Source organism: Pseudomonas sp. FP1740 (assembly GCF_030687165.1).
In the GTDB taxonomy this organism is placed as follows: Bacteria; Pseudomonadota; Gammaproteobacteria; order Pseudomonadales; family Pseudomonadaceae; genus Aquipseudomonas.
On the sequence record NZ_CP117461.1, the window covers coordinates 2285446 to 2308811 of the forward strand.

Consider the following 23366-nt stretch of genomic DNA (forward strand, 5'->3'; position numbering starts at 1 on the left):
TAGGGGCGATTTCCGAGGTGGGTGTAGGACTTGTATGTAAAGCTGGCGTGATTAGTTTGGTTGAAAGCATTGAACCCGAGAGGAGCACCGCTTATTTCATGACTCACTGACTGCAAGGTAAGCGGCCTGTGAGTCATGAAGTGGGTGCGCTCTGTTGAGTGCCTGTTTGATGACCCGCAGTTCCTCGCCCGTGAGCCGTTTCCTGCCAAAATCGTAGACAACACCACCCGGATCAATGTGTAACGAAAAAAGCCCGACTATCTCGTCGTCAGCTTCTTCGACGATCAATTCCATGCAGGCTTCGTTCGAGGTACTCGCTGTTATGTAGGTAAGCCCTTCAACGACCGCGCTGCCACACCAATGCACTTCATCCCACGTTAGGAAATTCTTTTGTGCGGTTCCAACTCCTTGTAGATGCCAGGACGTTGAATCTTCCTGAAGTGTTTGCAATACCGACAAAAATCGCTCGCAGGAGAGGATATCGAGTTCGTACTTGCGTTTACCATAGTGAGCGGGGTGCATGGCTTCTGCTGATGCCTCTGAAGCCTGAGCCGCGTCGACTACGTTCGCTTTTAAGAGGTGGCTTAGCGCAATTTCTGAAGGTTGTTCACTCCAGCCATTCAAGTCGGAAACAGGGGGGCACCATATAAGAAGTATGGTTTCGCCGGCTTGTAAACGGTCGCTTTTATCAAAGTACGCGAATGTTTTTTGGCCCACGGTCGGCAAAATGTCTTTGAGGTGGATGACCGGAGCGCTGTAGTCAACACCAAGATCCTGAGACCAGAATATCGGGCAGTAGGTTTTCATCTGTTAATGCTCCGTTGAAAAGCCCTATCACTTGACCGTGGGAATCCCGGCCACTGGGTAGTGCTCGTCCCTCTTTTACACATGGTTCTTCTGGCCGATTGCAGCTAGTCGCGAAGGGCCGCCTTCAATCGGGTTAATGAATGGCATTTACAAGGTCTTTGCGATCCGGGCTAAAACCACCATGCATTTTTGCACGCTTCTACGTAAAAAAAACTGGGCTGGAAACTTCTACCAAAGCAAGAGCTGCCGAAAGCAGACGTTAGTTACCTCGCCTAAGCTAGCAAGGAACAAAAGGGTGAAGGTGTGGCCTCGTCTGGCGTACTGATACACCTACGCCACGCGAAGGAAGAGATGAATATTTTTTTGATGTTCCCGCCGCTGTTCGACATGTTGAAGTGGCTGCTGCCATTGTTGGTCATGGTCATCATCATCAAGACGCCCTGGTTCAAGGGCTGGTTCGGTGAGCTACTGGTGCGGACATTCGCCCACTATGGGTTGGATGGCCAGGTCTATCGCCGGTTGCACAACGTCACACTGGATACACCCGATGGCACTACCCAGATCGATCATGTGTTCCTGTCGCCCTTTGGCATTTTCGTGCTGGAGACCAAAAACATGCGTGGCTGGATCTTCGGAGGTGAGCGCCAGGCCCAGTGGACACAGCAGATCTTTCGGCATCGCTTCAGGTTCCAGAACCCGCTGCGACAGAATTACAAACACTTGAAGGCGCTAGAAGCGCTGCTCAACGTTCCGCCCGAGCACATCCATTCTGTAATCGCCTTCGTCGGTGGCAGCAGCTTCAAAACCGTCATGCCGGACAATGTCACCCAAGGCATCAGCTGCATCCGCTACATCAAGTCCTTTCAGCAGCCTGTGTTTAACGACGCGCAGGTGAGTGCAATGGTGAAGGCGCTGGAAAGCGGGAAGAGGGACAGTACCCTCGCTACCCACCACGAGCATGTACAACACCTGAAACAGCGAAACGACCCTTTAGCAAAACGCCGTTGTCCGCGTTGTGGAAGCGATTTTGTCATTCGTATTCGTAAGACAGGCGATAGAGCAGGAGAGCGGTTCTGGGGCTGCAGTGCCTACCCCAAATGTCGAGCGAAACAGGATTTGGATTAGTCCGCCAGGCACTTCGCCCTGTGGAGCCGCCACTGTTCAGGAAACGCTGGCAGCCTCGGGCTTCATTGAAGTTAGTAGGGCTTTTTCTTTAGAGGGCGCGCGCAATTCTCTACTGATTACAGTCAATGAACTTGCTACAACATCGTGGATTTCGTCTTTAAATGTGATGGCCCAGTGCTGAGAATTTGGCCAGGGTTTTGTTAGAGGGGAGTTTTCCATAAGATGAAACTTATAGGATTCAAGCCCGGCTGAAAAATACTGATGCTTCCAGATTGATTCATCGGTGAGCGGTTGCACACGGTACTCGATGAGGCCGGTAAGGCAGATCACGGAAAATACATCATCTTCGTGTGCTTCAAAGCAGATGTATAGGTCTGAACCTGAGTAATAGACCGCCGGATGCGCCCACGTTGGAAACACTGGGACATCGGACAAGACAAGGGCTTTGACTTCGTACATGTGGCACCTGACGCGTAAATTAGGCTACGGCTTCACGTAGAAACGTGCTGTGCTCTCAGAGGATACGGCCAATTTAGGTTCTGGCCATTGCTGCGCTAAAAATCCAAGTAGCTTACCTTCAGTGATATTCGGGAGGTAGCCCATATTCTGTACCACTTCGGGCGCTTAGCATTGCTGCTGGACGTGGCATGACTTTCCAGATCGTCTGCTGCATGCACGCTGTCTCGATCAATCGCAACCACCAACATGAATGATCCTCTTAGCGCTATGTTGTCACTAGATTGACCTGCGTAAGGACGTCAGCGGTTACCTGTCCACTGTCCGTTTCTGGTTGAATCCACAGCTGAAAGCAGCCATTACTCATGCGATCCAAATCCGGGGAAAACAGGACCGCGTTATTCCCAGTGCCCTAGCGTAGAATTTCCAAAATGCCAGCCCTCACCCGAGACGGACCCTCAATGCAAACCCCAGCCAAACCCCAACGCCCCCTCTGGCAAACCTACCTCCTGTTCCTCGCCCCCATGGTCCTCTCCAACTTCCTCCAGTCCATGTCTGGCACCGTCAACAGCATCTACATCGGCCAATTGCTCGGCACCCAGGCGTTAGCGGCGGTATCGGGCATGTTCCCCGTGGTGTTCTTCTTCATCGCCCTGGTCATTGGCCTCGGTGCGGGCGCCGGGGTGTTGATCGGCCAGGCCTGGGGCGCTCGGGAGCCGCATCTGGTGAAGGCCATCGCCGGTTCGACGTTGCTGTTGGGGGCGATGATCGGGTTGGTGGCAGCGGTGTTGGGCAGTGTGTTTGCCCGGCCTGCATTGCAGGGGTTGGGCACGCCGGGGGATGTGCTGGACGATGCGGTGGCGTATGCGCATGTGATGATGTGGATTTTGCCGTCGCTGTTGGTGTTTGTGTTGTTCACCCAGTTGCTGCGTGGGGTGAGCGATACGCTGTCGCCGTTGTTGGCGCTGGTGGTGTCGACGTGTGTCGGGCTGGCGCTGACGCCGGCGTTGATTCTCGGTTGGTTGGGGCTGCCGCCGATGGGGATTCAGAGTGCGGCGTGGGCGGGGTTGGTGGGTAACCTGTCGGCGATGGGGTGGCTGGCGTGGCGGTTGATTCGCAAGGGGCATCCGTTGGCGCCGGATCGGGAGATGTTTGCGGCGATGCGGCTCGACAGGGTCATCCTCGGCAAGGTGTTGCGCATCGGGCTGCCGACCGGGTTGCAGATGGTGGTGCTGTCGTTGTCGGAGTTGGTGATTCTGGCGCTGGTGAACCAGCACGGGTCCCAGGCGACGGCGGCGTACGGGGCGGTGACGCAGATCGTCAATTACGTGCAGTTCCCGGCGCTGTCGATTGCGATCACGGCGTCGATCCTTGGCGCGCAGGCGATCGGGGCCGGGCGCATAGAGCGCATGGGGGCGATTTTACGCACCGGGTTGTTGATCAACGTGTGCCTGACCGGTGGCCTGGTGCTGTTGGGTTATCTGCTGTCGCACTGGTTGCTGGGGTTGTTTCTTACGGATGATTCCACCCGGGCGATGGCCGAGCACCTGTTGCACATCATGCTCTGGAGCCTGCTGGTGTTTGGTTTTCAGGCGATTGTCGGCGGCATCATGCGCGCCAGCGGCACGGTATTGGTGCCGGTAGCGGTGTCGATCGTTTGCGTGGTCGGGGTGCAGTTGCCGGTGGCGTATCTGCTGGATACGCGCTTCGGGCTGCCAGGGGTGTGGATGGCGTTTCCGGTGGCGTATCTGGGCATGCTGATGCTGCAGACGCTGTATTACAAAATGGTCTGGCAGCATCAGCGGATCGAGCGGTTGGTCTAGGGGGCATTCTCCATTAGTTTCCCCGCCGCGCCGGGTCTGCTGTTGTGCAGGGCAAGGCGCGAGAAGCGTGGTTTGGTCATTCCAAATAAGCTTCGAGCAACGCAGCCCTGCACAACAGCAGGCCCGGCCCTTCGGGTTGTGCCTTAAAGCGGGCCAGCCTGCGTTGCAGGCCTTGGAAAGGGAACAACCATTCCCAGCAGCCTGCGCCTTGCCTGGCTCGCTTTAAGGCGACAACGCGGCGGGGAAACTAATGGAGAACGCCCCCTAGGCCCTCGACGGCCCCTCAACTATTGCTCTTGAGCCAGGTTTCGAAGCGCGTCGGCCCGACGATGGGGTGCTCTCCCGGCGTCAGCGAGTGGTCATCGATCGGCGCGCCGAAGTAGGGGACCGTGTCGTCCGGTTGGGCCTGGCGCGGGTCGTTGGTGTGTTGCAAAAACAAGCGCACGAACTCCACCAGCGGCCAGCGCTCAGGCCCGGCCACTTCCAGGGTGTTATTGCTCGGCGCTTGCACCGCGACTTTCGCCAGCGCCATCGCGACATCGGTTGCGGCAATCGGCTGCAGCGCGGCGGAGGTCAAGCGCACGGTGTCGCCTTCCTGTACGCCCGAGTGGGAAATGGCCCCGATGAATTCGAAGAACTGCGTGGCCCGCAGGATTGTGTAAGGAATGCCTGAGTCCTTGATGAGTTGTTCCTGGGCCATTTTTGCCCGGAAATAGCCGCTGTCGAGCATGCGCTCGGTGCCTACCACCGACAGCGCGACATGGTGTTTGACCCCGGCGGCCTTCTCGGCGGCGAGCAGGTTGCGCCCGGAGGTTTCGAAGAACTCGAGCACGACGGCATCTTCGAAGGAGGGCGAGTTGGCCACGTCGACCACTACATCGGCGCCTTGCAAGGCGTTTTGCAAGCCCTCGCCGGTGAGGGCGTTGACGCCGGTGCTCGGTGACGCGGCCAGGGTTTCATGCCCCAGGTCTTGCAGGTTTTTGCAGAGCTGCCTGCCGATCAGCCCGGTACCGCCAATCACGACGATTTTCATGACAAGTCTCCCGATGCGTGCGCAGTGGGGTGCGAGGTGTCAGCCCCGCTTGGACGTCGTGTTTCTGGTCGGGGTGGGGGGCTGGCTTGGAATCCTGCAACCATTAAAGACCCGGAATGTCCTCAATGGCGCAGAGATTGGAAACTAGTCCGATAGATGGTCGGGGCCGGCCCATCCGGTGCAAAACCCATTATTGCTTCTGCTGATTCTCCGCCACAGCAACCTTTGATTTGGAGAACCGATAGAACAGGTTGGGCTCGCTCACAATGTAAAGCTCGCCGGAGGTGTCCATGGTCATGCCTTCGGCTTGCGGTATGGTTTTTTTCAAGTCGTTCAGGCCGAGCAGGGAGCGGAAGCTGACGAAGTTGCCGTCCTGGTCCAGTTCGGTCACGTTGCTGGATTGCTCGCTCAATAACAGCAAGTGACCGGTCCGCGGGTCGTAGTATCCCTCGGAAAGATCCAGGCCGAAGACGCTACGGTCGATCCAGTGGGTCAAGTCCTGGATGTGCACCTGCAACGGGCTGCCGATGGACGCCAGCATGCCCGTGACCGTAAACAGCTGCCGCGGATCGCGCTCCTTGATCGCGAAGATACGGTCATTGGCCGCGTCATAGGTCACGCCTTCAAAGCCCTTGTTGTGTTCGCTCAGGTTGATCTCGATGGCAACGAACGGGGCGTTCTCGACATGGATCGGGCCAGGGCTGTCCGGCAAGGTGATGACGTACAGTCGCTGCAACTGTTCATCGGCGATCACTACGCGTCCGTTACCCAGGTAAGCAAGGCCTTCAGTGTCCTGAAAGCCGATCAGCGGGTAACGTTCAAGCAGATCGCCGTTGCGGCTCATGGCCACAATCTGCATGGGCCCACCATTGGTGATGCCCAGCAGCCGATCATGGTCCGGGTCATAGGCGATACCGGACAAATTGGTGATGTCCGCTACGGGCTTGGCCTGGATCACGGCTTTATAGTCCGGCAGCCAGATATTTTTATCGGGCGCCTGATTGCCATGCCAGAGGTTTTGCCAGTACGCATACAGCTGCTGGTGGACCATGAAATGCGCAGAAATCGCGTAGGCGCCAAGCAGTACAACAATGAACACTATCCCCAGCGTCCCTCTCTTGCTCATGACTTGTCCTTGTCCCAGCTGAAGCGATAGACCTTTTTGGGTTGTCCGGGCTGGCATTTGCCGTTATCGGCATCGGCGCCGACGATCGACCATTGCGCACGAGACGTTTCGCCGAGCTCATGAGCGGCCTCGGGATTGAAACACTGGCTCAGCACTTCGTCCGGGACCAGGGCGTAGGCATCACGGTGCTCGCGCAGCCACTGCGCCGCCAGTTCGACCGTGGAGTTGGTCATCCCGAAATGTACGATCGGCTGCCGGGCGAATAGCCAGTGCCCCTCGCGCCAGTTGACCAGTACCAGGTCGGCGCCGTGGGTCATGGTCGCCGCCTGCGCCATGATCGCTTCGTGGGGGTTCGGACCTTCCTTGATCGGCTCGATAAACCCGCGGGCGAACCACAGAACGAACCAGGCCACCACGATCGCCCGGAATACCCGCATAGCGCGTGGACGTTTACCGAACCAGCGCTTGAGCAGCCAGGGAATCAGCGGCGCCGCCACCAGCACCAGACCGGGCAACGCCGGATAGATGTACAACTTGCGCTTGCCGGTGCTCAGGCAGAAAAACAGCACCACCAGCACGACCCAGCTCAACAGCACCAGCACTCGACCGTCGTGCTTGCGCAGTTGCTTGCGCCAGGCCGGCACCAGCCACGGCAGGGCCAGCACCAACGGCAGCCAGTATTGCGGGATCACGTTGACGAAGAAGTACCAGAATGGTTCGCGATGGTCCCACGCGGCGGCATAGCGTCCCGCTGTCTGGCGCAGCAGGATTTCTCGCGCATAGGCGACTTCTTCCGCGGAGCCATTGAGCACAATGGACAGTGCCAGAGGCAGCAGCCAGATCGCGATAGCCCCGAGCGCCACCAAAAAGCCCAGGAGCCACTTGCGCTTCTGGCCGGGCATGGCTACCACGCCGGACCAGTTTTTGCGCACCGCGTAGGCATACGGAATCAGCATCAAGGCCGGGACGAAGCCGACCCCTTTGGTGATTATGCCAATGCCCATGGCGGCGCAGCCCACGTAAAACCAGCGCCAGGCTGGCCCGAGCAGCAGGTGCCGCGCCAGTCCGTACAGGCCCAGGGAGGTGAACAGAATCAACAGGCTGTCGATCTGGCCGGTACGCAGGATGCTGTAAGTCTGATAGGTGGCCAGGTACAACAGCGCCGCTATTCGACCGATGCGCTGATTCCACAACCGGCGGCCCAAGTCATAGACCACGGCCGTGACCGTCGCCGCCGACAACATCCCCGGAATATACAGGGCGAGGGCGGGCAGGCCGGTGAGCCACGCGAAGAACGCCACCATCCACATGAAGACCGGCGGTTTATCGCCGTAGATCTCCGCAGCTCGGTGAGGGATGAACCATGACCCGTTGTGCAGCATCTCCAGCGCTACGCCGAGGAAACGTTCCTCGTCGACGTTTTGCGGTTGACGCAGCCCCAGGCCAGCGCCGATCAACAGCAAGGCAAGCAGCACCAGGCCCAGGCATTCGATGCCGGGCGACAGGGTTTTACGCATGGCTCAGTCCTTCAGGTGTTTGGTGCGGGCAATCAATTGCAAATTGCGCAGATAGACGATGGAACCAAAGGCCTGGCCAGCGATGAACACCGGGTCTGCCCGGTAAATGGCATAAGCGAGCAGCAGGGCGCTGCCGACAATGCTCAGGTACCAGAAACTCACCGGGATCACGCTGCGTTTTTTGTATTCGCTGTACAGCCACTGCAGGATGAAGCGACCGGTAAAGGCGATCTGGCCGGCGAAACCGACCACCAGCCACAGGGTTTCGCGGGAGAGGTTCATCCTTCAATCTCCTGCGCGTTGGTGTTCAACCGCGTGCGCTTGATCAGCCACCACACACCGAACAGGTCGAGAATACCCACCAGGGCGCGGTCGATGTTGCCGTATTTGGACACACCCGCGGTGCGGGGCCGGTGGTTGACCGGGTGGACGATCATGCGGCCGTTGTGACGCTGGATCAGCGCGGGAATGTACCGATGCATGTGGTCGAAGTACGGCAGGCGCAGAAACGCCGCGCGTTCGATCAGCTTCAGCCCGCAGCCGGTGTCCGGGGTATCGTCATTGAGCAGGCGGCGACGCAGCCCGTTGGCGAAGCGCGAAGCCCAGCGCTTGCTTGCGGTATCGCGGCGGTTGACCCGGTGCCCGGCTACCAGCTGAACGTCGACCAGACCCTTTTCACCGCGCACCAGCGCCAGCATTCCGGGGATGTCCGCGGGGTCGTTTTGACCGTCGCCATCAAGCGTGGCCAGCCATTGCCCCCGGGCGGCGATTGCCGCGTGGTAGAGCGAGGTGCTTTGCCCCAGCGAGCGCTCATGGCGCAGGATGCGCAACGCGTCCAGGCCATTGTTTTTCAGCTGCCGCAGCTCATGCAGGGTGGAGTCGGTGCTGCCATCGTCCACCACAATGATTTCGTAGGCCTCACCGTTCAATGCGGCGCGGACTTCCTCAAGTAACGGCTTGAGGTTGTTTGCTTCGTTCTTTGCTGGAATCAATACAGATACAAAAATGTCTTGGCTCATAGAGTCCTCTCCCTTGCTCCCTGGTCTATTTTTATCAAGGGCTAACGTTTTATATCTGATAGAAGTGGCGATACCACTTCACAAATTCCGCTACGCCAGTTTCAACCGCCACTTGAGGGCGGAAATCGACCCACTCGGCCAGCGCCGAAATGTCGGCCCAGGTCTTGATCACATCGCCTGCCTGTAGCGGCATGAAATTACGTTGGGCCTTGATGCCCAGCGCCGATTCCAGGCAGTCGACAAACTCCAGCAGCGGCACGGGTTGGCCACGGCCGATGTTGAAAATCCGGTTTACGCCAGCGCCCGGCTCGTTCGGCACCGGTGGCTTGGAGCGCAGGCGGGCGACGCTTTCAACGATGTCGTCGACATAGGTGAAATCGCGCGACATCTGGCCATGGTTATAGATGTCGATCGGCAAGCCTTTCAGGATCGCCTCGGTAAACTTGAACAGCGCCATGTCGGGGCGCCCCCAAGGTCCGTAAACGGTGAAAAAGCGCAGGCCGCTGGCTTTCAGGCCATAGAGATGGCAATAGCTGTGCGCCAGCAGTTCATTGGCGCGTTTGCTGGCGGCGTACAGCGAAATAGGGTGATCGACGGCGTCTTCGACACTGAACGGCATTTTGCTGTTGGTGCCGTACACCGAGCTGCTTGAGGCATAGATCAGATGCGCGGGGCGATGGTGCCGGCAAGCTTCCAGCACATTCAGAAAACCCACCAGATTGGACTGCGCATAGACATCCGGGTTGTCCAGTGAATAGCGAACACCCGCCTGGGCGGCCAGGTGCACAACCTCGGTGAAAGCATGGTCTTTGAACAAGGCCATCAAGGCTGGTTTGTCGACGATGTCCATGGCCTGGAAACGAAAGCCCGGCAACGATTCCAGCTCTTTGAGCCGTGCGTGTTTGAGTTCTACGCTGTAATAGTCGTTGAGATTGTCGATACCGACGACTTCAAGGCCTTCTTGACACAAACGCTTGACGGTGTGATACCCAATAAAACCGGCGGCGCCAGTAACCAGAACCGTCATGAGGCCTGCGCCTGTGCGTGACTGATTCCGATTCTGCGCAAAGGGCGCTTTTGCATCACAATCCCCTGTAAGTACTCGCTGATCAGTATATTTTTTGGGCTTGTTGCCACCATTGGCTCCATGCCTTGCTCCATTGTATTGGTAAAGTTCTGTGCAGTGCACATCATGAGCCGCAGAAATGGCAGCCGTATACCCTGCCAGTTGGATTGTAAAAAAAACGTTAAGTAATTACTTCGTTTTTCTGACCGCCTGCTTAAAGGCGTGCTGGTGTGAGGGCGCTCACAACGCGGCGCCTAGCATTTGCAGGTAGTTGGGGCTCTCGGAGATCGAGTTGTGGCCCGTGTCCGGTATGACCTGCAGCGAGGCCACGCCTCTGGCGAAATGGGTGTAGAGCCGGTCTGTGCTTGCGCGCGGTATGACTTCGTCGTGCTCGGCCGCAACCAACAGCGTCGGGACGGTGATGTGAGCGGCGTATTTCCAGGATTCGAACTTGTCCTGCAACAGCCATTTCACCGGGAACCAGGGAAACTGGCGGGCGGCGAGGTCTTCCAGGCTGTTGTAGGGCGTGATCAGGATCAGCCGCGACACCGGGCGCTGGCTGGCCAGACGCACGGCAACGCCTGAACCCAGGCTGCGTCCGATCACTGCAATATCGGGATGGCTGTTGTAGACATAGTCGAACAAGGCCATGGCGTCACGCTGAATCGCCTCCTCGGACGGCGACCCGGTACTGCCACCGTAGCCTCGGTAATGCAGCAAGTAGATCGCATGATCCGCAAATGCCTGCGAAAACCCGGGCAAACTGCGGGAAACGTCCTCGGCATTGCCACCAAAGTAGATCAACGCCTTCGGCCCGTCGTGCGGCCTGACGGTCACCTGCACCTGCGCGTCGGCGACTGACAAGGTAAGAAGCGATTCGGGTGTGTCGATGGCGCGAGGTTGCGGGTAGTAGATGAGGGCCCGTTGAAACACGAACAGCGCGACGCAGAGCAGCAGGTATGCAACGGCAATGAAAGCGAAGAGAGACACCAGGGTTCGCGACATTCGGCTAAGTTTAATGGACGGCATGGACTGCTTCGGGCCTTGAGACAGCTATTGCTGGAGCGTCGCCAGAGTGTAGTCCAGCAATTTCAGCTGTGCAGGCGCGCCGCCCAGTGCCCGTGTGGGTGCGAGCACCTGTGGCGAGGGGGCTCGCCCCCGTTGGGTTGCGAAGCGGCCCCAAAACCTGCAATCGCGGTACACCACATGCAATGGTTTTACGACTGCTGCGCAGCCGAACGGGGGCAAGCCCCCTCGCCACACGGAGACAAGAACATGCTGACCCGAGCGATTCCTTCCAGCAACGAGCCGTTGCCCATCGTCGGCTTGGGTACTTATCGCGGTTTTGATGTCGCGCCTGCCGACGCCGCTTACAAGCAACTGCAGGCGGTGCTCAGCGCGTTGTTCGAGAAGGGTGGAAAGGTGATCGACAGTTCGCCCATGTACGGTCGCGCCGAGCAGACCACCGGTGAGTTGCTGTCGATCCATCGGCCGCGCTCGCCGGCCTTCCTGGCCACCAAGGTCTGGACCCGTGGCCGCGAAGAAGGTATCGCGCAGATGGAGCAGTCGTTCAAACTGTTGCAGACCGACCGGATCGATCTGATGCAGATTCACAACCTGCTGGACTGGAAAACCCATTTGCCGACCTTGCGTCAATGGAAGGCAGAAGGGCGCATCCGCTACATCGGCATCAGCCATTACACGGCGTCGGCCTACGACGAAGTGGAGGCGGTGTTGAAAGCCGAACCGATGGATTTTTTGCAGATCAACTATGCCCTGGACGACCGCGCTGTCGAAAAGCGAATCCTGCCGCTGTGTCGTGAGCGCGGTGTGGCGGTGATCTGCAATCGGCCCTTCGGTGGCGGCGGCCTGATCGCTCGATTGAAAGGCAAACCGCTACCGGGATGGGCTGCGCAAGTGGGGATCAACAGCTGGGCGCAACTGGCGCTCAAGTTCCTGCTGGCTCATCCGGCGGTGACCTGCGTCATCCCCGGCACCGGCAACCCGCGCTACATGGCGGAAAACGCCGGTGCAGGTGGAGGCCCGATGCTCACGGATGCACAGCGCCAGCAATTGATTGCGCTGGTGGGGTAGCCAGGTTGACGGCTACAGGCTTACGGCGGCTGGCAATACTTGCGCCGTCTCCAGCGGAATCTCCAGGGTAAAAACCGCTCCCCGGCCGGGTCCATCGCTATGGACGCGAAGGTGCCCGTTCATTTCCACCGCCGCGAGCGCGCAGCTGTGCAGGCCGAATCCATGGCCTTCCTTGCGTGTGGTGAAGCCGTGATTGAAGATGCGGGTCATGTTTTCGGCAGCGATCCCTTCACCCTCGTCCTTGACGCTGAAGCATAGCGTTGCGTTATCGATGATCCTGACGCCCAGCGTCATGTGGCGCTCATGATCGCTGACTTTCGACAGCGCATATTTGGCATTGCTGATCAGGTTGATCAGGATCAGCAGCAGACGGTGTTTGTCGCCGATGATGGTCGGCGTGGCCTGGTAGTCTTTGGTGACCGTCACATGGTGCCGATTCAAGGCACCGGAATTCATGCGTAACGCATCTTCGAACAGATCGACGACATTCAGCGGCTCGACCAGCCGGGCGGCGCCGGCATAGGCCTGTTGGGTGGCAACAATATCCTTGATGTGATCGATGCTCTTGGTGAGTTGCGCCAGCTCGTCAACGATGCTCGATTGCTCGGCCGCGATGGAATCGACCAGTTGATTGAAGTAAAGGGGCAGCAACTTGCCTTTTTCATCGTGCGTCATGAACTGCCCCAGGTCTTCGGCATGTTCATTGATCATTTTTACCGCTTTTCCCAGGCCGAGGGTTTTGCTGGTCGACAATTTGCGGGTGATCAATTCCGCGGAGACGTTAACGCTATTCAACACATTACCGACGTTGTGCAGCACGTTGGTCGCGATCTCTGCCATACCGGCCATCCGCGCGGCGTCGATCAGTTCGCGCTCGGCTTCCAGCAGTTCGCGGGTGCGTTCCTCGACGCGTTGCTCCAGTCGCTCGTTTGCCGTCTGCAATTGGTTGTTCATCTTGTTGATCAGCGCATAACTGCGAATCAGACGGGCGGCCAGGTACAGCAACAGCAGCGCCATGATGCCGGCGCAGATCCCCAGGTAGAGGTGGTATTGGCGGTCTGTCGCGGCTGTGCGCCGTTGTGTCTCGTTCAATAATTCGTTGATGCTGTCCAGTTGCTGTGCAACCGGAATGACACTGATGCGATCAACCAGGTCATTGACGATGGGCTGCTCTCGAACAATGGCATTCACAGCCTCTACCAAGGCAGTGAAAGGCGGGCGCTGTTCAGTCGGTAGTTGATGGATGTATTCATCCAGATATTTCAGATGCCCGGAGATTTCTTCGGCCCGTTCGCTGCTGACATAGAGGGCGTATTCAAGGGTATCCAAGGTAAGGTCGAACACCACTGAGGCCGCCCGGGCATCCACCGACGAGAGTTTGTCGTTGGAATCTTCCTGCAACACCCGAATGGCATCTTCCAGCGTAGGCAGGGCCTCGAATGCTGTTCGCAAGGCCGTGTTGTGCTGTTTGAATTGCTCAACCAACCGGGCTTTGTTTTCTACCGCCTCCAGATAACCCTGGCGTCGGGTTTGCCAAAGGGTCGGGAGTGGGCCGACAGCGTTGAGGCTATCGAGCTGTTGCCAGCGCTCTTCCGCTTCAGGCGGCGCCACCAGCAACAGGTTGTTGTTCATGCCGATTTTGGCTCGCAGGAGCTTCACGTTCCAATTGGCATCGTATTGCTTGAGTTGACGAACGAAGTCGCGCGATTCGAAGTAGGTCGATGTGTCGTACGAGTAGGATTTGATCAGCAAAAATATCAGTACGCTGAAGAGGGTCAGTGCAATGGCTGCCAAGGCAGACCATTTGTAATGATTAGAAATCTGCATGGCGGCATTCCTCCCTGATACAGGCTGTCCTGAGAGAGAGAGGCTGCCAACGGTCAATTAATTCCATTTTTTGCGCTCCCTGCAGAATGACGAGGCATCGCCACGTCATCCGTAAGCCTAGCGTTGTTAGTGGACGGTGCCGGAAAAAACACCGAACGGCAGGGGCGAGCGTCAGGGGACGAGCACGATCGCGCCTTTGACCTGACCGGCCCGGAGGCTTGCCAGCGCCTGATTGGCATCGTCCAGGGCAAAACAGGTGACGTCGCTGTGCACGGGCGTATGACGCAGCTCTGCAAAAAACGCCGTGCCGTCTTCGCGGGTCAGGTTCGCCACCGAGCGGACGCTGCGTTCGCCCCACAGCAGTCGATAAGGGAAACCGGGGATGTCGCTCATGTGGATGCCTGCGCAAATCACACAACCGCCCTTGACGGTGGCTTCCAGTGCCAATGGCACCAGTGCTCCGACAGGGGCGAAGATCAGGCTGGCGTCGAGCGAGTGCGGTGGCGGCTGATCCGAAGGGCCTGCCCACACGGCTCCCAGCGTCCTGGCATAAGCCTGGCCCTCGCTGTCACCCGGTCGAGTGAAGGCGTACACCTGCTGCCCCCGTCCCCGCGCCACCTGAATTGCCAGATGCGCCGCCGCGCCGAAGCCATAGAGGCCCAGGTGGCGTGCGCCTTTGGCCATTTGCAAGGCGCGAAAACCGATCAGCCCGGCGCACAGCAGCGGTGCGGCTTCGGTGGCCGAGAGCGCGTCCGGGAGGGGGAAACAAAAGTGGGCATCGGCAACCGTGTAGTCGGCATAACCGCCATCCAGATGACAGCCGGTGAACTGCGCCCGGTCGCAGAGGTTTTCCCGGCCCGAGCAGCAAAACGTGCACTCACCGCACGTCCAGCCAAGCCAGGGAACGCCGACGCGCTTGCCGACCCAGTCGGGCGAAACGTCGCCACCCACCGCCGTCACTTCACCGACGATTTCATGGCCCGGCACCCGCGGCAGCACTGCTTGCGGCAATTCACCGTCCATCAAATGCAGGTCGGTGCGGCACACGCCACAGGCCAACACCTTGATCAACAGTTGCTGCGCGCCGGGCCGCGGCACGGGACGTTCTTCCCGTTGCAGCGGCTGGCCGGGGGCATGCAGAACCATGGCGCGCATGACGATTCTCCTAAAACCGATGCACCGCAGGCGTCAGGGGGGGGACTCCCGGTGGCAGCCGGCGACCAGTTGCTTGAGCCCGTCCAGATTCAGCACTTTGACGTTACGCCCGGAAATCTCGACCAGTTCCGAGTCCCGTAGATGAGCGATGCCCCGACAGATGGTTTCCAGACGCAGGCCCAGGTAGGAGCCGATCTCTTCGCGACGCATCTTCAGCACAAAATCTCGGGACGAGTAACCCCGAATACTCAGCCGTTGCGACAGGTTCAGCAGGAAGGCGGCCAGGCGTTCATCGGAGTTCATGTTGCCCATCATCATCAGCAGGTTGTGCTCACGGACGATTTCCCGGCTCAGGATCTTGTTCATGTTGTGCTGCAACGAGGGCAGCTCCAGAGCGAGCTTCTCCAGTTGGGTGAAGTTGAAGGGGCAGACTTCGCTGTCCTCCAGGGCAAAGGCACTGCAGGTGTGATGATCGTCGCTGATGGCGTCCAGACCGAGCATCTCGCCGGGGATCTGAAACCCGGTGACCTGCTCGCGACCGTCGACCGACAGCATGCTGGTCTTGAATGAGCCAATCCGCACCGCGTAGAGCGAGCGCAACGGATCGCCGGCCCGGTACAGGGCTGCACCTTTTTTAACCTTTACACGCTGAATGATCAGGGTATCCAGCCGTTCGACTTCGTGACTGGTCAAGCCAATCGGCAGACACAACTCCAGAACGCTGCAATTGGCACACGCGGCTTTCAGATAATGATGTTGATACGGCCGGGTTTCAGGCATTGCAAAAGTCCCCCCTGACAGGAGCTTAGAGCATAGTTCGGATCCCCCGTTTCAATCGGGCGTTTACAGATAGAGTCGATGAGCGGGGAAAAGCTTGTTCCTGTTGAGCCGGGATAGACGGCCTAAGACTTGATGTAAATCAAGTCTTAGGCCGTGCAGACACCCAGAATCGACGCATATCTTGCGGTTTAAACCGAAGCCCTGGCGGAGGACGTCATGAGCGATTTTCTGAGTGCCGAGCAGCTGGAAGGGCTGGATGCCTACTGGCGGGCGTCCAATTACCTGGCGGTCGGGCAGATCTACCTCAAGGACAATCCGCTGCTGGCGGTGCCGCTGACACTGACGGATGTAAAGCCACGGTTACTGGGGCACTGGGGCACGACGCCGGGGTTGAACCTGATCTATACGCACCTCAATCGCCTGATCACGGCCCACGACCTGAACATGATCTTCATCGCCGGCCCCGGGCATGGCGGGCCGGCCATCGTGGCCCAGACCTACCTGGAAGGCACGTACACCGAATTCAACCCGTCGGTGGGGCGCAATACCAATGGCCTGGCCCGACTGTTTCGGCAGTTTTCCTGGCCTTATGGCATTTCCAGCCATGTGTCGGCGCAGATTCCGGGATCGATCCATGAAGGCGGCGAGCTGGGCTACAGCCTGGCCCATGCCTATGGCGCCGCGTTCGACAACCCGGACCTGATCGTGGCGTGTGTGATTGGCGACGGCGAGGCGGAAACCGGGGCGCTGGCGGCCAGTTGGCATTCCAACAAGTTTCTCAACCCGGCGCGTGACGGGGCGGTGTTGCCGATTCTGCATTTGAACGGATACAAAATCGCCAACCCGACGGTGCTCTCCAGCATCAGCGAGGAGGAGTTGTCGGCGTTGATGTACGGCTATGGCTACGACCCGTATTTCGTCGAAGGCGATGACCCGGCAGAGGTTCATCAAACCCTGGCCAGAACGCTGGACACCATCGTGCAGGAGATTCGCGACATTCAGCGGGGCGCGCGTCAACGATCGTCGGCCCGGACGCTGGAGCGGCCCCTGTGGCCAATGCTGATCTTGCGCACGCCCAAGGGCTGGACGGGGCCGACATTCGTCGATGGCCAGCGGGTCGAAGGCACCTGGCGGGCGCATCAAGTGCCCTTGGCCGACTTCCAGCAGCCGCAGCATCTGCGGCAACTGGAGGAATGGCTCCGCAGTTACCGCCCTGACGAATTGTTTGACGCCAATGGCACCCTGTTGCCCGAGATCGCGGCGTTGGCGCCGACCGGCCATCGGCGAATGAGCGCCAACCCCCACGCCAACGGTGGGCTGCTGTTGCGCGCGCTGGATCTGCCACGGTTCACCCAGTATGCGGTGAACGTCGAGGCGCCCGGTGGCCTGCGGGCAGAGGCCACGCGGGTGCTGGGCCGGTTTTTGCGCGACGTGATGAAATGCAATCTGACGTCGAGCAATTTTCGCCTGTTCGGTCCGGACGAAACCGCCTCGAACCGGCTGGATGCAATGTATGAAGTCAGTGCCAAGGCGTGGATGGAGCCGCTGGGGCCTGATGACGTCAATCTGTCGACCGATGGCCGGGTGATGGAGATTCTGAGCGAACAGGTGTGCGAAGGCTGGCTCGAAGGTTATTTGCTGACCGGCCGTCATGGGGTGTTTTCCTGTTACGAGGCGTTCATCCACATCGTCGACTCGATGTTCAACCAGCATGCCAAATGGCTGAAAACCGCCGCCGAAGTGCCGTGGCGCAAACCCGTGGCCTCGCTCAACTATGTGCTCACCTCCCATGTCTGGCGCCAGGACCACAACGGTTTTTCCCATCAGGACCCGGGGTTCATCGATCTGGTGGCGAACAAAACGGCGGACGTGGTGCGGATCTACTTGCCGCCCGATGGCAATTGCCTGCTGTCAGTGGCCGATCACTGCCTCAGGAGCCGCAACTACATCAACGTGATCGTGGCCGGCAAGCAACCGGAGTGGCAGTGGCTGGACATCGATGCCGCCATTCGTCATTGCCAGGCCGGTATCGGACGCTGGGACTGGGCCTGCCGCGATGACAGCGATCCGGACGTGGTGATGGCCTGTGCCGGCGACGTTCCGACCCTGGAAACCCTGGCGGCGGTCACTTTGCTGCGCGAATACGTGCCGGATCTGCGGGTGCGGGTGATCAATGTCGTCGACCTGATGGTCCTGCAGCCGTCGTACCACCATCCCCACGGTTTGCCCGATAGTGCCTTCGATGAACTGTTTACCGTCGACCGGCCGGTGATCTTTGCGTTCCACGGCTACCCCGCGCTGATCCACCGGCTGCTGTACAAGCGCACCAATCATGAAAACTTCCATGTTCGCGGGTTCAAGGACGAGGGGGCGACCACCACGCCGTTCGACATGGCGGTGCTCAATAACCTGGATCGGTATCAGTTGGCCCTGGATGTCATCGAGCGCGTGCCCCGACTGCACGATCAGCTCCAGACCGCCCGGGCGCGCTACTGGGCGACGATGGAGAAACACAAGCTTTACCTTATCGAACACGGGCAGGACATGCCCGAAGTGATGGAGTGGCAATGGACGCCCGCGCCGGGCAATCAGGGCTGATGGACGGCGCTGGGCGTTACTTGCTCTTCCAGTACTTCTGCATCTCCAGAAACAGGAACGAAGCGGTCCAGGAAATCAGCACCAGTCCCGTCAGTGCCTCCAACCCGGTCAGGTACTTGAGGTTACCCATGGGTGAAATATCGCCGAAACCGATAGTCGTGAACGTGGTGAAGGAAAAGTACACGCAGTCCATGAACGAACCATCGAAATTGCCGCTCAGGCTGCCCCATTCACCGGAGCGGATCAGCAGGTAATAGACCAGCGCGAAACACCAGACTTCTAACGCATGGGCCGCCATCGCGCCGAATACCCCGACGACGATCCGAAAGCGGCTCCAGAGTTTGAGCCTGGGCAGCCAATCGTTCAGGCGCAGCAGGCATTCGTAGTGAATCACCACCGTGATGACCACCACCAACGTGTTGATTAGCGTGACTGCGAACATGATGAGCCTTCAGCGATGGGGGCAGGGCGCCGTCTGCGGGCGATTGTTCGCAGCGTCATGGGGCTGGTAATGCCGGGGTGGGCTTGAATGGCATCAGCGCCGGGAACTCCTCGGGCGTGAGGGTTTCCTTTTCCAGTAACAGGCGGGCGCCCTCGTCCAGGTCGGCCCGACGACTCTGAAGCAGCGCCTTGGCCCGTTGGTAGGCTTCATCGAGCAGGGCGCGAATACCCAGGTCGATTTCCCGGGCTGTCTGTTCCGAATAATCCTTTTCGCCCATCGTGGCCATGCGATCTCCCAGGTACGTTGGGGTTTGCTTCTCCAGTACTGACTGCCCGAGTTCGGGGCTCATGCCGAAGCGTGTGATCAGTTGCCGGGCGATATCGGTCGCGCGACCCAGATCGTCGGCGGCCCCGGTGGAGATCTGGCCGTAGACAAGGTCCTCGGCGGCGCGTCCGGCCATCAGCACGACAATCCGGTCCTTGAGTGTCTGGCAACTGATCAGGAAGTGATCCTCGGTCGGTCGTTGCAAGGTATAGCCCAGCGAGCCGATGGCCCGGGGCACGATCGACACTTTATGCACCGGGTCCATGGCTGGCAGGCTGCTGGCGGCCAGAGCATGCCCCATCTCGTGATAGGCCACCACCCGGCGCTCGTCGGGATCGAGCAGGTTGCTCTTTCGTTCGAGCCCCGCGATAAGGCGTTCTACCGCGGCCGTGAAGTCATTCAGGTTGACGGCATCGGCGCCGCGGCGGGTGGCGACGATGGCCGCTTCGTTCACCAGGTTGGCCAGGTCGGCGCCGGTGAAACCGGTGGTGATTTCGGCGATACGTGCGCCATCGAGGCCTGGTTCCACGGTGATTTTCTTGAGGTGAACCTTGAGGATCGCTTCCCGGCCTCTGCGATCGGGTCGGTCGATCAGAATTTGCCGGTCGAAGCGCCCGGCGCGCAACAACGCCGGATCAAGGACCTCCGGCCGGTTGGTCGCAGCCAGCAACACCACGCCCTCACGCGGATCGAAGCCGTCCAGCTCGGCCAATAACTGGTTGAGGGTCTGTTCTTTTTCGTCATTGCCACCTAATACGCCGACGCCACGCATCTTGCCCAGCGCATCGAGTTCGTCAATGAAGATGATGCAGGGTGACGCCTGGCGGGCCTGTTCGAACAGGTCGCGGACCCGGGCCGCACCGACCCCGACGAACATTTCGACAAATTCGGACCCCGAAATCGAGAAAAACGGCACACCGGCTTCACCGGCGATGGCTTTGGCCACCAGGGTCTTGCCGGTGCCGGGCGGGCCGACCAGCAAAGTGCCCTTGGGAATGTGCGCGCCCAGGCGTGCGTATCGGGCCTTGTCCTTGAGGAACGAGACGATTTCCACCAGTTCGGCCTTGGCTTCGTCAATGCCCGCGACATCGGCGAAGGTCACTCCGGTGTCGCGTTCGACAAAGATCCTGGCCCGCGACTTGCCGACATTCATCAACCCGCCAAGGCCTTGTTTGTCCGCCATCCCGCGAAACAGGAAATGCCAGAACACCATGATCATTATGAACGGCAACAACCAGCCCAACAGGCTGTTCATAAAGGTGTTTTCGTTGACTCCGGTAAAACCGACGCCCGATTGGGAGAGTTCGGTCGCCAGCGACGGATCGACCCGCACCGTGGAGAACCGGTCGCGTCCGTCGATGGGTTCCACCAATTTGCCGCTGATCCGGTCTTTGTCGATCTGCAAGTCACTGACTTTTTGCTCGTTCAACAATTGCATGAACTGGCTGTAGGGCAGGGGCTGCACGGCCTGGCGCTCGACAAAGAAGACCTGCATGAGGCCCATGACGATAAAAGCAATCGCCAAGTAGGACAGGTTCCACTGGTCGTTCTTTTTCATGGCCTTGGCTCAGAGTGGGAACGCATATCGGTAAGCCCGCGGCCAACCCATTTAATAAAGATAGCCTGCTTCAGCTTCTCCCTCGCGCAGGGCGCCGGATGATGTGCACAGATCACCTCACCTCGTGCCGGTCATTCAGGATACGGTGGCTGGGCAGGCGATTCCTTTTCTGGAATATCCGTCATGGTCGCCTCGGTGAGCAGCAGGACACTGGCGACCGACACGGCATTTTCCAGGGCAATGCGTACCACTTTGGTCGGGTCGATGATGCCGGCTTCGTACATGTCCACATAACAATTGGCCGCCGCATCGAAGCCCACGTTGCCCGGTTCGGCGAGCATGCGGGCAATGACCACGCCGGCATCCACCGCCGAGTTTTCAGCGATGAACCGGGCCGGTGCTTCCAGAGCCCGGCGCAGAATCTGCAGGCCGGTTTTGACATCGCCCTCATGGCTGGCTTCCTCGGCTGCGATCATCGGTACCGCCTTGAGCAGCGCCAGGCCGCCCCCCGGAACAATGCCTTCGGCGATCGCCGCCCGGGTCGCGGAAATCGCGTCGTCGAGTGCATCCTTGCGCGATTTCATTTCAGCTTCGGAAGGCGCGCCGACGCGGATTACCGCCACGCCGCCAGACAGCCTGGCCAGGCGTTCCTGAAGCTTTTCCCGGTCGTAATCGCTGGTGGTGTTGTCCATTTGCACGCGGATCTGTTGCAGGCGCGCCTCGATAGCCTCCCGTGTACCTGCGCCGCCAATCAGCGCCGTGCTGTCTTTTTGCACCACGACGCGATGAGCCCGGCCCAACTGGCTCAATTCCACCTGTTCGAGGCTGATCCCCAACTCATTGGAGATCACGGTTGCGCCGGTCAGAACGGCAATGTCCTGAAGCATTTCCTTGCGTCGATCACCGAAGCCTGGCGCCTTGATCGCCACCGCGCGCAATACCCCTCGAATCTGGTTGACCACCAACGTGGTCAACGCTTCACCCTCTATGTCGTCGGCGATCAGGACCAGTGGCTGGCCGCTTTTGGCAATCAGTTCCAGCAATGGCAGCAGGTCTTTGAGCACGCCGATCTTATGGTCACAGAGCAGCAGGTAGGCATCGTCGAGTTCGGCCTGCATCTTCTCGGTATCGGTCACGAAGTAGGGCGAGACATAACCACGGTCCAGGCGCATCCCTTCCATGACCTCGACCACTGTTTCGGTGGTCTTGGACTCTTCGACACTGACAACACCTTCAATGCCGACCTTTTCCAGAGCGTCGGCCACCAGCTGACCGATGACCGCGTCGTTGTGTGCCGAAAGCGTGGCCACCTGGGCCTTTTCCTTGGGCGTGCTGACCGGGCGCGATTGCGCCAGCAGTGATTGCATGACCAGAGAAAGCCCCCGGTCCATACCGCGCTTGAGGTCGATCGCACTGGCACCGGCGACGACGTTGCGGATGCCGTCGGCCAGGATTGCATGGGCCAGGACCGTCGATGTGCTGGTCCCGTCCCCCACGGCCTCGCCGGTGCGTTCCGCCGCCTGACGCAGCATTTGCGCACCCAGATTCTCCTCGGGGTCCAGCAGGTCGATCCGTTTGGCAATCGTCACGCCATCGTTGCAGACCGTCGGATTGCCCCATTTATTCTGGATCAACACCGATTTCGATTTCGGTCCCAGGGTCACCCGGACAGCGTCCGCCAATTGTGTGGCTCCGCTGAGGATTTTCTCGCGAGCGCCAGCACGAAACAGGATTTTAGTGTGAGCCATCAGGTTGTTCTCCTGAAGAGTTCTGCATTGTTTCAGCTTCTATGAAATGGCACGTGCAGCGTTGATTTTTATCAACAAAGTCACACAGGCAGGCGTGCAGTCGCAGTACGTACCGTTCGGATGATCGACCGTCGGTTGTTGGCCAGAATTGACAAATATCAACCTGCGCCGCAGCAAACCGGGCCCAAATGAAATCTTCAAATACACCGTGTTTTCAGTGGACCTGACTGGAAGGGGGGCGATTTGAAAACACGGTTCGCGTGGGATTTTTAGCCAACTCATTTGCGAGGAAAGACCATGGACAAGTTTCAGCAGAGTCAGAAAAACCAGCTGTTCAAAACACCGGCCCATGATCCTTATTGCTTGCCGAAAATCGAAGGCTCTGCCGTCTGCCCGCAGTGTGGGGCCGCTTACCAGGCAGGTAACTGGACCTGGAAAGTTCCTGAAAACACGGTGGTTCATGATGCGCAATCAGTGACCTGCCCAGCCTGTCAGCGTACCAATGACAATCATCCGGCGGGTACGCTCACGCTATCGGGCAGCTTCTTGCCCGCGCATCGAAACGAAATCATCAACCTGATCGAAAACACCGAGAAAAAGGAAAAAGCAGAGCATGCCCTGGAGCGCATCATGAGTCTGACCGATTCGGAGGGGGCGCTGGTTGTGACCACCACGGGCATCCATCTCGCGAACCGCCTGGGTCATGCACTGAAAGCGGCTTTCAAAGGGCACGCCGATTATCAGTACAGCGATGATGAGTTCGGGGTGAACATCGACTGGACGCGTGATGAGTAGAACCGGGCGAGGGTGTACTCGACGCTGCGAACTTGAAGAAGTGACAGTAGGTCGGGATCGTTTACAGGTACTT

20 protein-coding genes are annotated in these 23366 nt (G+C 59.0%); 5 read left to right on the forward strand and 15 right to left on the reverse strand.

Annotation, left to right across the window (positions count from 1 at the left end; all coding sequences use genetic code 11):
* Positions 1 to 96: 96 nt before the first annotated feature.
* A complete protein-coding gene (locus PSH69_RS10280) occupies positions 97 to 807 on the reverse strand; it encodes a hypothetical protein (protein WP_305411887.1) in 711 nt (236 codons plus the stop codon).
* 351 nt (positions 808 to 1158) lie between these two features.
* Here PSH69_RS10280 and PSH69_RS10285 point away from each other — a divergent pair, with 351 nt between their 5' ends.
* A complete protein-coding gene (locus PSH69_RS10285; protein ID WP_305411889.1) occupies positions 1159 to 1932 on the forward strand; it encodes a nuclease-related domain-containing protein in 774 nt (257 codons plus the stop codon).
* A gap of 36 nt (positions 1933 to 1968) precedes the next feature.
* Here the strand turns inward: PSH69_RS10285 and PSH69_RS10290 are convergent, their stop codons facing one another.
* Positions 1969 to 2391 carry a hypothetical protein gene (locus tag PSH69_RS10290; RefSeq protein ID WP_305411891.1) on the reverse strand — a complete coding sequence of 141 codons (423 nt, stop codon included), beginning with the start codon at positions 2389 to 2391 and terminating at the stop codon, positions 1969 to 1971.
* A gap of 458 nt (positions 2392 to 2849) precedes the next feature.
* Between PSH69_RS10290 and PSH69_RS10295 the strand changes: the two genes are divergently transcribed.
* Positions 2850 to 4211, forward strand: a complete 1362-nt coding sequence (locus PSH69_RS10295) for an MATE family efflux transporter (RefSeq protein ID WP_305411892.1) — start codon at positions 2850 to 2852, stop codon at positions 4209 to 4211.
* Positions 4212 to 4494: 283 nt separating this feature from the next.
* On the opposite strand, the gene PSH69_RS10300 is transcribed toward PSH69_RS10295, so the two are convergent.
* From PSH69_RS10300 to PSH69_RS10330, 7 genes are all read right to left on the reverse strand, one after another.
* Positions 4495 to 5244: an SDR family oxidoreductase gene (locus PSH69_RS10300; protein WP_258613437.1), complete on the reverse strand. Its 750-nt coding sequence runs from the start codon at positions 5242 to 5244 to the stop codon at positions 4495 to 4497.
* A 190-nt stretch (positions 5245 to 5434) separates the two neighbouring features.
* Positions 5435 to 6370 (reverse strand): SdiA-regulated domain-containing protein, encoded by a 936-nt coding sequence (locus tag PSH69_RS10305; RefSeq protein ID WP_305411893.1) that lies wholly within the window; start codon positions 6368 to 6370, stop codon positions 5435 to 5437.
* Entirely contained in the window at positions 6367 to 7887 is a 1521-nt protein-coding gene (locus tag PSH69_RS10310) for a glycosyltransferase family 39 protein (RefSeq protein ID WP_305411894.1), read from the reverse strand. Before PSH69_RS10310 ends, PSH69_RS10305 begins: the two co-directional genes overlap by 4 nt.
* Before the next feature lie 3 nt (positions 7888 to 7890).
* Positions 7891 to 8169 carry a lipid-A-disaccharide synthase N-terminal domain-containing protein gene (locus tag PSH69_RS10315; protein ID WP_018928220.1) on the reverse strand — a complete coding sequence of 93 codons (279 nt, stop codon included), beginning with the start codon at positions 8167 to 8169 and terminating at the stop codon, positions 7891 to 7893.
* Entirely contained in the window at positions 8166 to 8906 is a 741-nt protein-coding gene (locus tag PSH69_RS10320; protein WP_305411895.1) for a glycosyltransferase family 2 protein, read from the reverse strand. The genes PSH69_RS10315 and PSH69_RS10320 overlap by 4 nt, the downstream gene beginning before the upstream one ends.
* 49 nt (positions 8907 to 8955) lie before the next feature.
* Complete coding sequence (locus PSH69_RS10325) at positions 8956 to 9933, reverse strand: NAD-dependent epimerase (protein ID WP_305411896.1); 978 nt, start codon at positions 9931 to 9933, stop codon at positions 8956 to 8958.
* 279 nt (positions 9934 to 10212) lie between these two features.
* Positions 10213 to 11001 carry an alpha/beta hydrolase gene (locus tag PSH69_RS10330; protein WP_305411897.1) on the reverse strand — a complete coding sequence of 263 codons (789 nt, stop codon included), beginning with the start codon at positions 10999 to 11001 and terminating at the stop codon, positions 10213 to 10215.
* Positions 11002 to 11247: 246 nt separating this feature from the next.
* Between PSH69_RS10330 and PSH69_RS10335 the strand changes: the two genes are divergently transcribed.
* On the forward strand, positions 11248 to 12066 hold the full coding sequence (locus tag PSH69_RS10335) for an aldo/keto reductase (RefSeq protein WP_305411898.1): 819 nt from the start codon (positions 11248 to 11250) through the stop codon (positions 12064 to 12066).
* Positions 12067 to 12078: 12 nt separating this feature from the next.
* Here the strand turns inward: PSH69_RS10335 and PSH69_RS10340 are convergent, their stop codons facing one another.
* The 3 genes from PSH69_RS10340 to fnr all read right to left on the reverse strand — a co-directional run bounded on the left by PSH69_RS10340 (position 12079) and on the right by fnr (position 15828).
* Complete coding sequence (locus PSH69_RS10340) at positions 12079 to 13893, reverse strand: DAHL domain-containing protein (protein WP_305411899.1); 1815 nt, start codon at positions 13891 to 13893, stop codon at positions 12079 to 12081.
* A 171-nt stretch (positions 13894 to 14064) separates the two neighbouring features.
* On the reverse strand, positions 14065 to 15048 hold the full coding sequence (locus tag PSH69_RS10345) for a zinc-dependent alcohol dehydrogenase family protein (RefSeq protein ID WP_305411900.1): 984 nt from the start codon (positions 15046 to 15048) through the stop codon (positions 14065 to 14067).
* Between the two features lie 33 nt (positions 15049 to 15081).
* The gene (gene fnr, locus PSH69_RS10350; protein ID WP_305411901.1) at positions 15082 to 15828 is read right to left on the reverse strand and encodes a fumarate/nitrate reduction transcriptional regulator Fnr; all 747 of its coding nucleotides are present in this window, start codon (positions 15826 to 15828) and stop codon (positions 15082 to 15084) included.
* 216 nt (positions 15829 to 16044) lie between these two features.
* Here fnr and PSH69_RS10355 point away from each other — a divergent pair, with 216 nt between their 5' ends.
* Positions 16045 to 18426 (forward strand): phosphoketolase, encoded by a 2382-nt coding sequence (locus tag PSH69_RS10355; protein WP_305411902.1) that lies wholly within the window; start codon positions 16045 to 16047, stop codon positions 18424 to 18426.
* 16 nt (positions 18427 to 18442) lie between these two features.
* On the opposite strand, the gene PSH69_RS10360 is transcribed toward PSH69_RS10355, so the two are convergent.
* The 3 genes from PSH69_RS10360 to groL form a co-directional block, all read right to left on the reverse strand.
* Positions 18443 to 18868 carry a potassium channel family protein gene (locus tag PSH69_RS10360; protein WP_111453728.1) on the reverse strand — a complete coding sequence of 142 codons (426 nt, stop codon included), beginning with the start codon at positions 18866 to 18868 and terminating at the stop codon, positions 18443 to 18445.
* A gap of 55 nt (positions 18869 to 18923) precedes the next feature.
* Complete coding sequence (gene ftsH, locus PSH69_RS10365; protein WP_305411903.1) at positions 18924 to 20750, reverse strand: ATP-dependent zinc metalloprotease FtsH; 1827 nt, start codon at positions 20748 to 20750, stop codon at positions 18924 to 18926.
* Between the two features lie 131 nt (positions 20751 to 20881).
* Complete coding sequence (gene groL / locus PSH69_RS10370; protein ID WP_305411904.1) at positions 20882 to 22498, reverse strand: chaperonin GroEL; 1617 nt, start codon at positions 22496 to 22498, stop codon at positions 20882 to 20884.
* Between the two features lie 297 nt (positions 22499 to 22795).
* Here groL and PSH69_RS10375 point away from each other — a divergent pair, with 297 nt between their 5' ends.
* The gene (locus tag PSH69_RS10375; RefSeq protein ID WP_192379393.1) at positions 22796 to 23293 is read left to right on the forward strand and encodes a BCAM0308 family protein; all 498 of its coding nucleotides are present in this window, start codon (positions 22796 to 22798) and stop codon (positions 23291 to 23293) included.
* The last annotated feature ends 73 nt before the right edge of the window (positions 23294 to 23366 follow it).

Coding starts and splice junctions, on each gene's coding strand:
- PSH69_RS10280 (WP_305411887.1), bottom strand. CDS start 807: ATGAAAACCTACTGCCCGATATTCTGGTCTCAGGATCTTGGTGTTGAC.
- PSH69_RS10285 (WP_305411889.1), top strand. CDS start 1,159: ATGAATATTTTTTTGATGTTCCCGCCGCTGTTCGACATGTTGAAGTGG.
- PSH69_RS10290 (WP_305411891.1), bottom strand. CDS start 2,391: ATGTACGAAGTCAAAGCCCTTGTCTTGTCCGATGTCCCAGTGTTTCCA.
- PSH69_RS10295 (WP_305411892.1), top strand. CDS start 2,850: ATGCAAACCCCAGCCAAACCCCAACGCCCCCTCTGGCAAACCTACCTC.
- PSH69_RS10300 (WP_258613437.1), bottom strand. CDS start 5,244: ATGAAAATCGTCGTGATTGGCGGTACCGGGCTGATCGGCAGGCAGCTC.
- PSH69_RS10305 (WP_305411893.1), bottom strand. CDS start 6,370: ATGAGCAAGAGAGGGACGCTGGGGATAGTGTTCATTGTTGTACTGCTT.
- PSH69_RS10310 (WP_305411894.1), bottom strand. CDS start 7,887: ATGCGTAAAACCCTGTCGCCCGGCATCGAATGCCTGGGCCTGGTGCTG.
- PSH69_RS10315 (WP_018928220.1), bottom strand. CDS start 8,169: ATGAACCTCTCCCGCGAAACCCTGTGGCTGGTGGTCGGTTTCGCCGGC.
- PSH69_RS10320 (WP_305411895.1), bottom strand. CDS start 8,906: ATGAGCCAAGACATTTTTGTATCTGTATTGATTCCAGCAAAGAACGAA.
- PSH69_RS10325 (WP_305411896.1), bottom strand. CDS start 9,933: ATGACGGTTCTGGTTACTGGCGCCGCCGGTTTTATTGGGTATCACACC.
- PSH69_RS10330 (WP_305411897.1), bottom strand. CDS start 11,001: ATGCCGTCCATTAAACTTAGCCGAATGTCGCGAACCCTGGTGTCTCTC.
- PSH69_RS10335 (WP_305411898.1), top strand. CDS start 11,248: ATGCTGACCCGAGCGATTCCTTCCAGCAACGAGCCGTTGCCCATCGTC.
- PSH69_RS10340 (WP_305411899.1), bottom strand. CDS start 13,893: ATGCAGATTTCTAATCATTACAAATGGTCTGCCTTGGCAGCCATTGCA.
- PSH69_RS10345 (WP_305411900.1), bottom strand. CDS start 15,048: ATGCGCGCCATGGTTCTGCATGCCCCCGGCCAGCCGCTGCAACGGGAA.
- fnr (WP_305411901.1), bottom strand. CDS start 15,828: ATGCCTGAAACCCGGCCGTATCAACATCATTATCTGAAAGCCGCGTGT.
- PSH69_RS10355 (WP_305411902.1), top strand. CDS start 16,045: ATGAGCGATTTTCTGAGTGCCGAGCAGCTGGAAGGGCTGGATGCCTAC.
- PSH69_RS10360 (WP_111453728.1), bottom strand. CDS start 18,868: ATGTTCGCAGTCACGCTAATCAACACGTTGGTGGTGGTCATCACGGTG.
- ftsH (WP_305411903.1), bottom strand. CDS start 20,750: ATGAAAAAGAACGACCAGTGGAACCTGTCCTACTTGGCGATTGCTTTT.
- groL (WP_305411904.1), bottom strand. CDS start 22,498: ATGGCTCACACTAAAATCCTGTTTCGTGCTGGCGCTCGCGAGAAAATC.
- PSH69_RS10375 (WP_192379393.1), top strand. CDS start 22,796: ATGGACAAGTTTCAGCAGAGTCAGAAAAACCAGCTGTTCAAAACACCG.